Here is a 15,076-nt window from a genome sequence, read left to right as displayed (position 1 = left end):
GGCGTGGCAATCCGTTTCCCCGGCAAAAGGGACGGATTCCCACGAAAAACGGCCGCCCGGTGGGCGGCCGTTTTTCTCGGAATGACGGGTCTTTGTACGAGCTGCACATTTTGCAACAGCCCCATAAAATTTTTCCTCTTCTGGGGAACCTTTTTGAAAAAGTCCCGTCTATCCTTGTGACAACAAACTTGCAAGGAGGACCTTACCGATGAAAAAATTCGGCGCCGCCGCGCTGGCCCTGACTCTGGCCGGCTCCATGACCCTCCCGGCCCTGGCTGTGGAGACCCCCGTGCTCATCTCCGCCAAGGTGGGCTACACCACTTCCATCACCCTCAACGGTGAGAAGCTGGATACCGCCGCTCTCCCCGCCGCCTCCGACTCCATGCTGCCCCTGCGCCTGCTGGCCGAGGCCGACCACGGCAACGCCTACTGGGATCAGGAGGGCAACGAGGCCTGGTTCAACTTCGGCCAGGACAAGATCACCGTAAACTTTGACGACAACACCATTCTGGTCAACGACGAGCTGGTGAAGGAGAAGGCGGAGGTTACCGCCGGCGTGACCTATGTGTCCTCCGGCGTGCTGGCCCTGCTGGACGGCTACACCGTCACCTGGGCCGACCCCACCGCTGAGAGCTTTGGCGCCGTGGACATCACCACCCCCAACAACGACCCCATGGTTAAGCTGGCCTACTCCATCATGGAGAACAGCGAGATGTTCGGCTCCCGCACCTATGAGGATATGCTGACCGATGCCTACAAGATCCCCGTGGACCAGTTTGAGCAGATCGTGGCCTTCTTCCCCATGATCACCAGCCCCGACACCGTCATCATCGGCAAGCTGGCTGAGAACGCCGATGAGAAGGCGGTCTCCGATGCCCTGGAGGCCTACCGCAAGAGCCAGGAGGACACCTTCTCCTGGTACCTGTCTCAGCACCTGCCCAAGGTGCAGGACGCCCGCACCGTGATCGAGGACGGCTATGTGTTCTTCTTCATTGGTGAGAACGCCGATCAGGCCGAGCAGCTCTTCCGCGACTTCGTGGCTGCTCAGGGCTGAACCTTCCAACCACGAAACAAGGTCCCGGCTATGGCCGGGACCTTGTTTTTTGCACCGGCAGCGACTATAATGTGGAAAAAAGGAGGGATCCCCATGGAAGAACACACCCCCGTATCCGCCCCCCAGGCTCTGGAGGACCTGGAGGTCTGCTACCGGGATTTCATCGAAAAGCTGAAGAAGAGCAAGGCCTCCAGTGTGGGGGAGGTCATGGGCAATTTCTTCCGGGCCCAGGGCAACCCCCGGGTGTCCTATGCGGTGGAGGAGTTTGACGCCGCCATGACGGAGCGTCTGACCACCCTGACCGGTCTGCTGGAGACCTGTCCGGCGGAGGAGGCCTGCCGCCTGGCCGCCCAGGCCCTGGAGCTGATGCTCTTCTATCCTGTCCCCACCGATCACACCGTGGCCTTTTCCCTGTCCGCCTTTGAAGGGCGGGCCATGGCCCTGCTGCCCTTCCTTCCCCCCGACAAGCAGCGGGAGATCGCCAGCCGCTATGCCAGGCGCACCACACCCCGGCAGATGCTGCCCAATCAGAAGAAGCTGTGGAAGGCCCTCTCCCAGTTCTGAGCAGCCGGAACATCTTCCAAAATTGAATTCATACAAGCCGCGCAAAATACAGAAAAACCCACTGCTTTGCGCGGTTTTTTCTGTTTCTCCCTGGATATCTTTCCACAAACACTATGCAGCCAGCAAATTGTTTTACCTTAAAAAAGAGTATATAGTTGTGATTGGAAAGAAGGTCCAGCAGGGCAGGGCGAGGAGGCACCCCGCCCTGTTTGGCCTGAGCGCACCCTGAAGAGGAGGAAGAGATTGTATGAAAAAACGCATCTTGTCCCTGGCGCTGACCCTGGGGCTGGTGATGGCCCTCTGTCCCACTGCTCTGGCCGCAGGCAAGGGTCTGTCCAACTTCCAGAAGAGCGCCGCCTACACCGCCGGTACCTTTACCGACGTGCCTGCCAGCACCTGGTACACGGAAAACGTCAAGACCGCCTATGAGCTGGGTCTGATGAAGGGCACCAGCTCCGTTGCCTTCTCCCCCGACGGCAACATTACCGTGGGCTCCGCCATTGCTCTGGCCTGCCGGCTCCACAGCATCTATGAGACCGGCGGCGCCAACTTCATCCAGGGTAACCCCTGGTATCAGGTCTATGTGGACTATGCCCTCAAAAACGGCATCATCACCCAGGGCCAGTTTACCAACTATGACGCCGTGGCCACCCGCCGGCAGTTTGCCGCCATTCTGGCCAAGGCCCTGCCTGAGGAGGCTCTGGAGGAGAAAAACACGGTGGAGGACGGCACTATCCCCGATCTGACCGCCGGTTCCGCCAACTATGACGACATCTATCTTCTCTATCGGGCGGGCATCCTCACCGGCAGCGACTCCAAGGGCACCTTCGTCCCCGAGTCCACCATCACCCGCTCGTCGGTGGCCGCCATCGTCTCCCGCATGGCCATGCCCCAGCTGCGGCAGTCCGTCACCATGAAGGTGGTCCCCGCCACCAAGCTGACCATGAACCAGACCAGCCTGACTCTGGAGGAGGGCAAGACCTCCGCCCTTACCGTTACCCCCTCCCCCGCTGATGCCACTGTCACCAACGTGACCTGGAAGTCCTCCAACACCAGCGTGGCTACTGTGGACAACGGCAAGGTCACCGCCGTGAAGAAGGGCTCCGCCACCATCACCGCCACCACCGCCAACGGGGTCAAGGCCACCTGCAAGGTCACCGTCACCCCCGCCCCCGTGGAGGTCACCGGCGTCTCCCTGAACAAGTCCACCATGAGTCTGGCGGAGGGCACCACCGGCCGCCTGACCGCCACGGTGAAGCCCAGCGACGCCACCAATGACAGCGTCACCTGGTCCTCCTCCAACACCAGCGTGGCCACCGTCAGCAGCGGCGGCACCGTCACCGCCAAGCGGGAGGGCACCGCCACCATCACCGTCACCACCTATAACGGAAAGACCGCCACCTGCAAGGTCACCGTCACCCCTGAGATCAAGGTCTCCAGCGTCACCGTGGACCCCAGCAGCCTGACGCTGGAGGTTGGGGACAGCGAGTACCTCAGCGCCTCGGTGTATCCCGCCAACGCCACCGACGACAGCGTGGAGTGGGAGTCCTCCGACACCAGCGTGGCCACCGTCAACTCCAGCGGCAAGGTCACCGCTGTGGCGCCCGGCTCCGCCCGGATCACCGCCACCTCCGAAAACGGCCGGTACGACTACTGCCGCCTGACCGTCAAGGCCTCCACCAAGCTGAACTTCTCCGTACCTGAGCTGAACCACAACTACGGCCCCATGACCATCGTCTATCGTTCCGGCGGTACGGTCACCAACTTCCTGGTGAATGACTTCACCTTCACCAGCGGCAAGCTGCAGTTCGGCAAGGCCCGTCTGGAGGCCACCGCTCAGGGCAGCGTGGGCAGCGGCTCCCAGTACTTCTACGTCCGCATCAATCTGTATGACGCCGGCGGCAAGCTGCTGGACACCGACTACAGCTCCAAGAGCGTGGGCAACAATCAGGACTTCGCGGTAGAGATGACCTTCGATGTGGACCCCACCGCCCTGTCACAGGCCGCCTCCATTGAGTTCGTCAGCTACTCCGGCGACAAGGCCGTGCCCGGCCTGGTGGAGCCCGAGACCCCCGAGCCCGAGCCCGAGGTGGACCCGGAGAAGGAGGAGGCCATGGAGATCGGCAAAACCATGAGCGACTACTTCACCAACGGTATGGCCGCTCTGGAGGTCGCCAAAAATGAGGTGACCGCCGCCGGCAATGAGGCCGCCAGTAATCCTCGTGATCCCAACGTCATCAAGTCGGCTATCATCCGCTTCATCCCCGCCAACGTGGCCATGAAGGATTTCCGAACCACCGTAAGCGATATCATCGCCGCCTGCGGCGACAACTCCTACTGGTCCAGCGTCAAGGAGCTTGCCACCACCCTGCTGGACGATGTGGACTCCACCATTACCATGTACGAACAGATCTCTCAGAACGGCACTGACATGGATATCATCCGGGGGCAGAACCAATTCACCTATGTTCTCAAGCAGTGGAACAACATTCTGAGCACGGCCAATTCCATCATCAAAAATCTGTAATCTCAATTTTATATTTTACTGAAAGGAGCTCTGCCCCATGAAAAAACGCATTCTGTCCCTGTTCCTGGCTCTGGGCCTGTCGGTGTCCCTGCTGACCACCGGCGCCCTGGCCGCCGAGGACGGCCTGTCCAACTTCAAGTCCGTCAACACCTACACCACCGGCACCTTTACCGACGTGCCCGCCGACACCTGGTACACCAGCAACGTCAAGACCGCCTATGAGATGGACCTGATGAAGGGCACCAGCGGCACCGCCTTCTCCCCCGACGGCAACATCACCGTGGGCTCCACCATTGCCCTGGCCTGCCGTCTCCACAGCATCTACAACACCGGCGCCGCCAACTTTGTCCAGGGTGATCCCTGGTACCAGGTCTATGTGGACTACGCCGTGAAGAACGGCATCATCTCCCAGGGCCAGTTCACCGACTACAACGCCGTGGCCACCCGCCGTCAGTTTGCCGCCATCCTGGCCCGTGCCCTGCCCGCCGAGGCCCTGGAGGCCAAGAACACCGTGGACGACGGCATGATCCCCGACGTGGCCGCCGGCTCCGACAACTACAACGACATCTACCTGCTCTACCGGGCGGGCATCCTCACCGGCAGCGACTCCAAGGGCACCTTCCAGCCCGAGACCACCATCACCCGCTCCTCCGTGGCCGCCATTGTCTCCCGTATGGCCAACCCCGCCCTGCGGCAGAACATCTCCCTCACCTATGTGAACCTGACCGGCCTGACCCTCACCGGCCTGAGCCTGGAGGCCGGCAAGACCGGCGCCATCTCCGTACAGACGGCCCCCTCCAATGCCACCGTCAAGTCCCTGACCTGGAGTTCCTCCGACGCCAGCGTGGCCAGCGTCAGCAACGGCACCGTCACCGCCCATAAGGCGGGCACCGCCACCATCACCGCCGTGGCCGACAACGGCGTCAGCGGCTCCTGCACCGTCACCGTTACCGCCGCCCCCGTGGCCGTCTCCTCTGTCACCCTGAACCAGACTACCATGACCCTGGACGTGGGCAAGACCGGCACCCTCACCGCCACCGTCCAGCCCGCCGACGCCGTCAACAAGAACATCACCTGGACCTCCTCCAACACCGCTGTGGCCACCGTGTGGAGCGGCACCGTCACCGCCGTGGCCCCCGGTACCGTTACCATCACCGCCTCCACCCCCAACGGCAAGAGCGCTTCCTGCACCGTCACCGTCAAGAAGCCCGCCAGCTCCGGTTACCAGTCCTACTCCCGGTTCGCCGGCGTGCCTGACTTCGGTCTGGTGATGGGCACCTACGCCATGGACAGCACCTATGATCCCTCCGACAACTCCGGCGGCTTCTTCTACTCCTACACCAGCATCAAGAACGCCGGTCACGGCGAGGACTTCGCCGAGCGTTATGACGCCGCCCTGGTGGCCAGCGGCTTCCGGTACATGGACAGCTTCGTCAATGACGACGGCGGCACCACCCTGATTTACACCAACGGCACCTACTTTGTTATGATGGGCGCCAGCGTGGCCGGCGGTGTTCCCGGCATTCTGATCGTAGTTACTCCCTAAGTTTACAATTCCATGCAAAAAGGCCCCGCTGCCGTTGGCAGCGGGGCCTTTTGTGATTCATTACTTCATCAGGGAGCACACCAGCTCGGTGTAGCCTGCGGGGTCGGCCAGAGGCAGACCGGCAATGAGCTGGGCCTGGGCATACAGCAGCTGGGCGTACTTGGCGGCCAGGTCCTTGTCCTCGGCCACCGCCCGCTTCAGGGCGGCAAAGGCATCCGAATCGGGGTTGAGCTCCAGTACCCGCTGGGCCTTCATGTTGTCGGCGTTGTCCGGGTCCATCCGCTGGAAGTACTTCTCCATCTCCAGAGTGATGGGGCCGTCGGTGGTGAGGCACACGGCGCCGCTCTTCAGGATCTTGGACAGGCGGGCTTCGTGGATGTCGCCCCCCAGGGTCTCCTTCAGGAAGTCCAGCACCGGCTTGTTCTCCTCCGCCTTCTGCTCCAGGGCGGCCTTCTCCTCGTCGGTCTCAGGCAGGGCGTCGTCGTCGTCCACCGACTTGAAGGCCTTGCCGTCCACCGCGCCCAGCACGTTGATCACGAACTGGTCGGCCTCGGCGGTGAGGTAGAGGATCTCGTAGCCCTTGTCCCGGATGCGCTCGGCCTGGGGCAGCTTGTCCAGCTTGGCGGTGTCCTCGCCGCAGGCAAAGTAGACGTACTGCTGGTCCTCGGGCATCCGCTCCTTGTACTCGGCCAGGGTGGTCAGCTTGCCCTCCTTGGAGGACCAGAACAGCAGCAGGTCGCTGAGCAGGTCCTTGTGGACGCCGTAGTCGGCCACCACACCCATCTTGATCTGGGGACCGAAGGCCTTCCAGAAGGTCTCGTACTTCTCCCGGTCCTCCTTCTGGAGGCGGAGCAGCTCGGCCTTGATTTTCTTCTCCAGGTTGTTGGCAATGACCTTCAGCTGGCGGGTGTGCTGGAGCATCTCACGGCTGATGTTCAGGGAGAAGTCCTGGGAGTCCACCACGCCCTTGACGAAGCGGAAGTGCTCGGGCAGCAGGTCGGCGCACTTGTCCATGATGAGCACGCCGGAGGAGTAGAGCTGCAGGCCCTTCTCATATTCCCGGGTGTAGAAGTCATAGGGGGCGTGAGAGGGGATGTAGAGCATAGCCTTGTACTCCACGGTACCCTCGGCGGAGACGTGGATCACGCTCAGGGGGTCCTCCCAGTCGCCGTACTTCTCCTTGTAGAACTGGTTGTATTCCTCGGGCTTGACCTCGCTCTTGGGCCGCTGCCACAGGGGCACCATGGAGTTGAGGGTCTCCCACTCATCATAGTCCTCCCACTCGGGCTTGTAGTCGTCGCCGGCGTCCTCCGGGCGAGGCTTCTGGCGGGACTTGTGCATGAGCATGACGATGGGGTAGTGGATATAGTCGGAGTACTTCTTCACCAGATCGGCGATACGGTACTGCTCCAGATACTCGTCGTAGTGGTCTTCGTCGGTGTTGGCCTTGATGTGGAGCACGATGTCGGTGCCCACCTTGTCCTTCTCGCAGGGCTCGATGGTGTAGCCGTCGGCGCCGTCAGACTCCCACTTCCAGGCCTGGCCGGCGCCGTAGGCCTTACTGGTGACGGTGACGTGGTCGGCCACCATGAAGGCGGAATAGAAGCCCACGCCGAACTGACCGATGATGTCGGTGGTGTCCCCCTCGGCCTTCTCCTGCTTGGCCATCTCCTGCTTAAACTGGAGGGAGCCGCTGCGGGCGATGGTGCCCAGGTTCTGCTCCAGCTCCTCCTTGGTCATACCGATGCCGTTGTCGCTGATGGTCAGGGTACGGGCGATCTGGTCGGGGGTGAGGGTAATCTTCAGCTCCGACCGGTCCAGGCCCACCTTGTCGTCGGTGAGGGCCTTATAGGCCAGCTTGTCCATGGCGTCGCTGGCGTTGGAGATGATCTCCCGCAGGAAGATCTCCTTGTGGGTATAGATGGAGTTGATCATCAGGTCCAGCAGTCGCTTGGATTCCGCCTGAAATTCTTTCTTTTCCACGATGAATGCCTCCTGTATATGAAAGTGTTTTTAAAAACATAGCGTTAGCACTCAATTATCCAGAGTGCTAACGCTATCATAATCCTTCGTATGAAAAATTGCAAGGGGGTTCAAGAAATGTTTACAATTCACCCCTCCCCGTCCATCTCCCAGTCATACTCCCGGAAGATGATCCGGAAGGAGGGGATGTTGTCTCGGCCCAGGTTGGAGGTCTCCACCGTAAACCGCCAGGCCCGGTCGGTGAGGACGGTGGACACCACCGTGTCCGCCCCGTCCTGGGCCACGGTGACGTCCTTCAGGAAATGGCTGTCCCGGCCCAAGGAGCCCGCCGGGAAGGAATAGGGGTACAGGTCCTCCGGGTAGTCTCCCAACCACTCATCCACATTGGCCCCCGTGCCGCCGCTCTCCAGGCAGGTGTTGTACAGGCGGATGGTGAAGATTCTGCCCTCCGGGTCAAAGGCGGTGGAAAAGCCTGGGATGGTGGTGGCCGCCGGGAAGAAGGAGACCACCTTCTCCGGGCTGTCCCCGTTGGGGATGAAGGAGAAGGACAGGCCGTCGGCGTCAATGCGGGCGTCGTAGAGCTGCTCATACCGCCCCCACTCCTCGGGCGGGTGGGTGGCCTCGCTGGAGGTTCCCATGGAAAAGGGCTGGGTCGGGTCCAGCCAGGTGGTCTCCTGGTAGGACTGGATGGCCCCCCAGTCCTGGTCGGGATGGATGGAACCGTGTTCGTCCCCCACCACCCACACCGTACGGATCTCCGGGAGCCCCTTCCAGGCGGTGCCCGCGTCCCATCCGGTGGTGGTGTAGCGCACTTCACCGGGGCCTGTGATCTCATAGGCGGTAAACTGGCTCCTGCCGGCCAGCTGTACCCGGCGTCCGGTCCGGCCGAACACCCAGGCCAGCAGGGAGAAGTCGGGGTCGTTTTCATAGCCGTACTCCACCAGATAGTCCCCCTCATAGGGAGTGACCTTCCTCACCTCATAACCCTCCTGGTTGTAGAGAGTATGGATGCTCTCCTCCTGTACCGGCAGTATGGTGAAGTCGTATTCCGCCGCCGGAGCGCTCTCCTTCGGTGGGGGCGTGGTCTGCGTCTCAGCAAGTGTCTGCGCCGCGCAGCCGCACAGGGCAAGGGCCAGCAGCAGGGCAGGCAATACCGTGCGTTTCATAACAGTAACCTCCTTTTCTGCCTCCATCCTACCATGTTCCGTGGTACAGAGGGTTACAGGGCCGGTGCCAATGTGGAGACAAGGGGTTACAAAGCGCAAAAAAGGAGCGGCCAAAGGCCGCCCCTATTTTCCAACACAGAACCGCTCGAAGATGCGGGCGGTGATGTCCTCCCGGATGTTGGCTCCGGTGAGTTCGCCCAGGGCAGACAGGGCCTCCTCCACGTCGGTAAGGAGGGCGTCGGGGGTGACCCCCGCCTCCAGGCTCTCCTCCGCCCGGGCCACGCCCTCCAGAGCCCGCCGGGCGGCCTCCGCCTGCCGGGCGTTGGTGAGCAGTTCTCCCGCCCCTCCCACGCCCACCGTGGGGAAAAGTCCTTCCACCAGCTCTCCCAGCTTGTCCAGCCCCTGGCCGGTCTTGGCGGACACCGACACCACCGGTGGCATCTCCTCCACCCCCAGCACCGGCATGGGCTTGGAGGGCAGGTCCGCCTTGGTGCGCACCAGGATCACCGGCGCGTGGTCTCTGGCATCGGCCAGCAGGTCCCAATCCTCCTCCCCCAGGGCCGTGGAGCCGTCCCACAGCACCAGGGCCAGGGCGGCCTCCTCCAGAGCGGCACGGCTGCGCTCCACGCCGATGCGCTCCACGGTATCCTCGGTCTCCCGGATGCCGGCGGTATCGATGAGCCGCAGGGTCACGCCCCCCAGCACGCACTTGGCCTCCACCGTATCCCGGGTGGTACCGGGGATATCGGTGACGATGGCCCGGTCATAGCCCACCAGGGCGTTGAGCAGGGAGGATTTGCCCGCGTTGGGCCGCCCCACCAGCACACAGGGCACGCCCCCGGCAATGTACTTGCCCCGCTGGTAGGTGGCCAGCAGGTCCTCCAGGGCGGTTCTGGCCCCGGTAAGCCCCTCCCGGATGGTGTCCGCCCGGAAGGGGTCGATGTCCTCGTCGGGATAGTCCAGCACAGCGTGGAAGTGGGCCAGCAGGTCGGTGAGACCGTCATAGATGGCCCCCACCCGGCGGCCCAGAGCCCCTGCCAGCTGACCGGCGGCCTGATGCACGGCGGCGGGGGTCTCGGCGTCAATGAGGTCGGCCACCGCCTCCGCCTGAGTCAGGTCCAGCCGCCCGTTGAGGAAGGCCCGTCGGGTAAATTCCCCCGGCCCCGCCTGCCGCACCCCCTGGGCAAAGAGGGCCTCCAGCCCCAGAGAGAGCACCGCCGGGGAGCCGTGGCACTGCACTTCCGCCGTATCCTCCCCGGTATAGCTGTGGGGGCCGTGAGAGATGGTGGCCAGGGCCTGGTCGATGACCTCGCCCCCCGGCCCCAGTAGCTCCCCCAGCACCAGATGCCGGTCCTCATATGCCGTCAGAGGTTTGCCCCCCAGGGGCCGAAACACCGCAGAGACCGCGGCAATGGCCTCCGGTCCGCTGAGACGGAGGATGCCGATGGCACTGGGAACGGCTGGTGTGGCGATGGCTGCGATGGTGTCGGACATGGTCTTTCCTTCCCGTCTCCCGCTGTGTGGAAACTTTGGCAATTCTGCCGTGGATTTTTCCCTTGACTACTTTTATGTCTACCGGAATATGCATAACGGTTGTTTTCCACCAGTGTGGACAAGTGTGGAAAACCCTGTGGATAATGTGGAAAACCCTGCGGGGCAACGCGCCTCCGCTTGCTTACCGTTTTTTTACATTGCATACCCGTCTGTATATGCCGTGTCAAAAGATTTTATGGTCCCATATTTTTTGTCAGGTTGTCAAAAAAATTGATTGGTTTTTGGGCAAGTCGGCACTTGCGCCGGGCAGGCGGGCATGATACCATTACCATATAGTAACCGTCTGCCGCGCATGGCCCCAGCCCTTGTGCGGCAGATCTTTTACGGTCTTTTTCCCACCAGACGGCGGGCCCGCTCCAGCAGCTTGGTGTATACCTCATCCATCTGCCATTCGTTGGTGATGGACAGCAGCTTGTCCGCCGGCAGCCAGGCCACCCCTGTATTCTCCCCCTCCCGGTAATGGAGGGGGTCTGTCTCGTCTGCGGTCAACAGATAGGTGAGATTCAGGTGCTGATGGGAGGGCACCCACGCCCCCCGCTTCACATGGCCCCACACAGGCAGGATCTCCAGGGAGGCCAGCGCCGTGCTCAGGGGCCGGATGTGTTCCACCCCCGTCTCCTCCCGGGCCTCACGCAGGGCCACCGATAGCAGGTCGGCTTCCCCGTCGGCATGGCCGCCGGTCCAGGCCCATACCTGATAGAGGTTGTGGTGAGCCATGAGCACCTTACTGGCGTCGGCGTTGACCACAAAGCCAGAGGCGGTGAAGTGGGCAACCCTGTTCTGCCGGGTCAGAAGGTTATCGGGGAACAAGCGCAGGTACTCCAGCATCATTTCCTTATCTCCAAGTTCCTGCTGATTTTGTGGCACATAGGCCGCTATCTCCTCCCGGTACATCAGTTCACCCTCTCATAGGTCACATAGCAGAAGGCCAGGCCCTCGTGGCCCTGCCACTCTCCCTCCTCGGTCACCTGCCACGCCGGGTCGGCGTCCAGGTCGGGGAAGAAAGCATCGGCGGGCCAGGCCCTGTCGATCTTGGTGATATAGGCCTTGTCACAGTAGGGCAGCAGAGCCTTGTACACGCTCTCCCCGCCGATGACGAAGGCGTCCGGCGGGGCTGCCTTCAGCAGGTCCTCCATGCCGGAGAACACCTCCGCCCCCTCCGGGGCGAAGGCGGCATTGCGGGACAAAATCAGGTTGCGCCGGTTCTTCAGCGGCCGGCCGCCGGGGAAGGTGGACAGGGTCTTGCGGCCCAAAATCACGGCGTGGCCGGTGGTGAGGGCCTGGAACCGCTTCAGGTCGGCGGGGATGTAGCACAGCTGATCCCCGTCCTTGCCGATGGCCCAGTTCTGGTCCACCGCTGCAATGAGATTCATAACAGGCCCTCCTTACACCGCCACCGGGATAGGCTGGTCCAGGGTGTGGAACTGGTAGCCCTCCAGCTTGAAGCTGTCCTTGGTGAAGGCATAGAAGTCGGTGACGGAGGGGTCCATCCACAGCTTGGGCGCCTCATAGGGGGTGCGGGCAATGATCTCCTCCACCACCGGCACATGGCGGTCATAGATGTGGGCGTCGGCAATGACGTGGACCAGCTCGCCAACCTCCAGGCCGGACACCTGGGCCATCATGTGGACCAGGGCGGCGTACTGCATCACGTTCCAGCCGTTGGCGGTGAGCATATCCTGGCTGCGCTGGTTGAGGATGGCGTTTAGGGTCTTGCCGCTGACGTTGAAGGTCATGGAATAGGCGCAGGGGTAGAGGGCCATCTCGTGGAGGTCGTGGTGGTTATAGAGGTTGGTCATGATCCGCCGGGAGGCCGGGTTGTGCTTCAGGTCATAGAGCACCCGGTCCACCTGGTCGAACATCCCCTCGGCGTACTGGTGCTTCACCCCCAGCTGATAGCCGTAGGCCTTGCCGATGGAGCCGCTCTCGTCGGCCCAGGCGTCCCAGATGTGGCTGTTTAGGTCGTGGATATTGTTGGACTTCTTCTGCCAGATCCACAACAGCTCGTCCACCGCGCTCTTGAAGGCCATCTTCCGGATGGTCTGGACGGGAAACTCCTCCCGCAGGTCATAGCGGTTGACGATACAAAATTTCTTCACGGTGTGGGCGGGGGTACCGTCCTCCCACCGGGGGCGCACCTCCTGGTCGGTGTCCCACACCCCATGGGCCAGAATATCCTTACAATTTTGAATAAACAGCTCGTCTGCTCTGCTCATCGCGTACCTCCCGTTTTTCAAAAACCTCGACTGATCTCAAAATCAAACATCAGGAGTGTGACTTCACCATGAAAGACGCCCCCGCCTCCGGCTCCGCCACCACAACCCACCATCTGCATCTGCACATCGGCCTGCGCAATCTGAAAACCGCTCTCTCCGCCTCTCTGTGCGCCCTGATCTACCACTTCTTTCTCAGTGAGCGCAACCCCACCTTCGCCTGCATCGGCGCCATCTTCGGCATGGGGGCCAATATGGACCACTCCAAACTCCACGGCGGCAACCGGCTCTTCGGCACCATCATCGGCGGCCTGCTGGGCATGGGGCTGTTCCGCATCTATCTGATCTTCTACCCCGACGGGGAGAACCGGCTGCTGCTGGTGCCTCTACTCTTTGTGGGCGTCATCATCCTGATCCTGCTAGCCCAGACCTTCTGGGTGGGAGCGGTACAGCCCGGCGGCGTGGTACTGTGCATCGTCCTGTTCAACACGCCGGTGGACACCTATGTGTCCTACGCCCTGGACCGGATGTTTGACACCGGCATGGGCGTGGCCATGTCCCTGCTCATCAACTATCTTCTTCCCCGGGAGCGTCTGGAGCCCTGGGTGGAGAAGTTCAAGACAAAGTTTCATCGCAACAAGTAACGCAGAGCGGGAGGCCAGCCCCCGCCCCGCAGTCCCCGTTACGGCACAAGCTCACCCAACAGGCCTTCTCCATGAAGGCCTGTTATTTTTACGTCCCGTATCACATTGTGTAATCCCTGGCCCGAAACAAAGACCTCGGTGTAGTTGGGGGCGTGGCCCCGCCACAGGCCGTCCTTCTCCTCCTCGAAGAGAACGGGCAGAGTCTGGCCCACCCAGCGCTCCAGCCAGGCCTGGTGGAGCCCACGGGCCACCTCACCCGCCCGGTGGGCCCGCTCCTCCTTCACCGCGTTGGAGCACTGGCCGGCCATGGCGGCGGCAGGGGTGCCGGAGCGGCGGGAGTAGGGGAAGATGTGCATGGCGGAGAAGGCGCACTTTTGCACAAAGTCCAGAGTCTGGACAAACTCCTCCTCGGTCTCGCCGGGGAAGCCCACAATGAGATCTGTGGTGATTCCGGGCCGGTCAAAGTATTCCCGCAGTAATCTGACGCTCTCATAATACCGCGCGGTATCATATTTTCGGTTCATCCGCTTCAAAACGCTGTCGCACCCCGACTGCATGGACAGGTGGAAGTGGGGGCACAGGTTGGGGATAGCCGCCCCCCGGCGGCAGAAATCGGCGGTGATGGTGCGGGGCTCCAGAGAGCCCAGCCGCACCCGGCACTCCGGCGCGGCGGCGCACACCGCCTCGATCAGGTCCATCAGCTCCGGCTTGCCCTCCAGATCCCGGCCCCAAGAGGAGATCTCGATGCCGGTGAGCACCAGCTCTTTGTAGCCCTCGTCCGCCAGCTTGGCGGCCTGGGCGGCAGCCTCGGCAGCGGGCAGGGAGCGGATGGGTCCCCGGGCGTAGGGGATGATGCAGTAGGTGCAGAAGTTGACGCAGCCGTCCTCCACCTTCAGCATGGCCCGGGTGCGGCCCTCCAGGCCGCCGGCGGGCAGCCGCTCGAAGGTGCGGCGGCGGAGGGCGTCGTCCACGTCCACCACCTGGCCCCCGTCTGGGCTCAGGGCCTCCAGCCGGTCCAGAAAGCCCATGCGGTCGTTGGTGCCCATCACCAGGTCCACCTCCAGGGCCTCCACCGCCTCGGGGTCGGTCTGGGCGTAGCAGCCGCACACCGCCACAATGGCGTGGGGGGAGCGCTTGCGGGCCTGCCGGATCATCTGGCGGGACTTCTTGTCGCTCACCGCCGTGACGGTGCAGGTGTTGATGATATAGGCGTCGGCCTCCCCGTCAAAGGGCACCAGAGTGTGGCCCCGGCGGGTGAGTTCGGCCTCCATGGCCTGGGTCTCATACTGGTTCACCTTACAGCCCAGGGTATAGATCGCTGTACGCATACGCTTTCCTCTCTTTACAGGCGTTTTCCTGTTGAAAAACATCTGACTTGTCAGTATAATAAACAGGACAGAGTTTCGATATCCCCTATTATACGGAATTCCAGTTTGATTGCAAGGATAATATTCGTTCAGGAGGTGCCCCATGTCTGAATTCCAGGTTTCTCTGGCCTCCATCGAGGAGGTCCGCCAGTTTGTCAATGCCGCCACCCGCTCCCCCTGCGAGGTGGACATTCTGTCCGGCCGCTATGTGGTGGACGGTAAGTCCATTATGGGGCTGTTCTCTCTGGACCTGTCCCACCCGGTGACAGTCCGCCTCCACGGCAGCGACGGCGATCAGGCCGCCTTCCGTCAGGCGGTTGATGCCTTTGTCAAGTGAAGTAGTCAAAACCTCCGGCTAAGCCGGAGGCTTGAGTAGGCCCTAAAAGGGCCTGATACGGACGAAGCCCCTTAAGGGGCCCCGAAAGGTTTGCCGACTGCATTTCTTTCTCGGGCTTACC

13 protein-coding genes are annotated in these 15,076 nt (G+C 62.2%); 6 read left to right on the top strand and 7 right to left on the bottom strand.

What is annotated here, in order from left to right; translation table 11 throughout:
• Nucleotides 1-208: 208 nt before the first annotated feature.
• From B5G06_RS12960 to B5G06_RS14555, 4 genes are all read left to right on the top strand, one after another.
• On the top strand, nucleotides 209-1,054 hold the full coding sequence (locus B5G06_RS12960; RefSeq protein WP_087189468.1) for a DUF4358 domain-containing protein: 846 nt from the start codon (nucleotides 209-211) through the stop codon (nucleotides 1,052-1,054).
• 93 nt (nucleotides 1,055-1,147) lie between these two features.
• Complete coding sequence (locus B5G06_RS12955) at nucleotides 1,148-1,618, top strand: hypothetical protein (protein ID WP_087189467.1); 471 nt, start codon at nucleotides 1,148-1,150, stop codon at nucleotides 1,616-1,618.
• 247 nt (nucleotides 1,619-1,865) lie between these two features.
• Nucleotides 1,866-4,145 carry an Ig-like domain-containing protein gene (locus B5G06_RS12950; protein ID WP_087189466.1) on the top strand — a complete coding sequence of 760 codons (2,280 nt, stop codon included), beginning with the start codon at nucleotides 1,866-1,868 and terminating at the stop codon, nucleotides 4,143-4,145.
• A gap of 37 nt (nucleotides 4,146-4,182) precedes the next feature.
• A complete protein-coding gene (locus tag B5G06_RS14555; RefSeq protein ID WP_087189465.1) occupies nucleotides 4,183-5,691 on the top strand; it encodes an Ig-like domain-containing protein in 1,509 nt (502 codons plus the stop codon).
• A gap of 60 nt (nucleotides 5,692-5,751) precedes the next feature.
• Here B5G06_RS14555 and htpG read toward each other — a convergent pair whose 3' ends face one another.
• The 6 genes from htpG to thyA form a co-directional block, all read right to left on the bottom strand.
• Complete coding sequence (gene htpG / locus B5G06_RS12940) at nucleotides 5,752-7,674, bottom strand: molecular chaperone HtpG (protein ID WP_087189464.1); 1,923 nt, start codon at nucleotides 7,672-7,674, stop codon at nucleotides 5,752-5,754.
• 128 nt (nucleotides 7,675-7,802) lie between these two features.
• The gene (locus B5G06_RS12935; RefSeq protein ID WP_242955497.1) at nucleotides 7,803-8,840 is read right to left on the bottom strand and encodes a hypothetical protein; all 1,038 of its coding nucleotides are present in this window, start codon (nucleotides 8,838-8,840) and stop codon (nucleotides 7,803-7,805) included.
• Between the two features lie 123 nt (nucleotides 8,841-8,963).
• Entirely contained in the window at nucleotides 8,964-10,334 is a 1,371-nt protein-coding gene (mnmE, locus tag B5G06_RS12930; protein ID WP_087189463.1) for a tRNA uridine-5-carboxymethylaminomethyl(34) synthesis GTPase MnmE, read from the bottom strand.
• Nucleotides 10,335-10,715: 381 nt separating this feature from the next.
• Nucleotides 10,716-11,288: an NUDIX hydrolase gene (locus B5G06_RS12925; protein ID WP_087189462.1), complete on the bottom strand. Its 573-nt coding sequence runs from the start codon at nucleotides 11,286-11,288 to the stop codon at nucleotides 10,716-10,718.
• A complete protein-coding gene (locus tag B5G06_RS12920) occupies nucleotides 11,288-11,767 on the bottom strand; it encodes a dihydrofolate reductase (RefSeq protein WP_087189461.1) in 480 nt (159 codons plus the stop codon). Before B5G06_RS12920 ends, B5G06_RS12925 begins: the two co-directional genes overlap by 1 nt.
• A 12-nt stretch (nucleotides 11,768-11,779) precedes the next feature.
• On the bottom strand, nucleotides 11,780-12,610 hold the full coding sequence (gene thyA, locus B5G06_RS12915; RefSeq protein WP_087189460.1) for a thymidylate synthase: 831 nt from the start codon (nucleotides 12,608-12,610) through the stop codon (nucleotides 11,780-11,782).
• A gap of 68 nt (nucleotides 12,611-12,678) precedes the next feature.
• On the opposite strand from thyA, the gene B5G06_RS12910 reads away from it, so the two are divergent.
• The gene (locus B5G06_RS12910; protein ID WP_087189459.1) at nucleotides 12,679-13,251 is read left to right on the top strand and encodes an FUSC family protein; all 573 of its coding nucleotides are present in this window, start codon (nucleotides 12,679-12,681) and stop codon (nucleotides 13,249-13,251) included.
• Nucleotides 13,252-13,289: 38 nt separating this feature from the next.
• Here the strand turns inward: B5G06_RS12910 and mtaB are convergent, their stop codons facing one another.
• Nucleotides 13,290-14,579, bottom strand: a complete 1,290-nt coding sequence (mtaB, locus tag B5G06_RS12905) for a tRNA (N(6)-L-threonylcarbamoyladenosine(37)-C(2))-methylthiotransferase MtaB (protein ID WP_087189458.1) — start codon at nucleotides 14,577-14,579, stop codon at nucleotides 13,290-13,292.
• Nucleotides 14,580-14,721: 142 nt separating this feature from the next.
• Here mtaB and B5G06_RS12900 point away from each other — a divergent pair, with 142 nt between their 5' ends.
• The gene (locus tag B5G06_RS12900; RefSeq protein WP_087189457.1) at nucleotides 14,722-14,955 is read left to right on the top strand and encodes an HPr family phosphocarrier protein; all 234 of its coding nucleotides are present in this window, start codon (nucleotides 14,722-14,724) and stop codon (nucleotides 14,953-14,955) included.
• Nucleotides 14,956-15,076: the final 121 nt, after the last annotated feature.

Source organism: Flavonifractor sp. An52 (assembly GCF_002159385.1).
GTDB classification, from domain to species: Bacteria; Bacillota; Clostridia; order Oscillospirales; family Oscillospiraceae; genus Flavonifractor; species Flavonifractor avicola.
The sequence above is the reverse complement of the archived record's forward strand: the minus strand, read 5'-3'. Positions and strand labels throughout refer to the sequence as shown.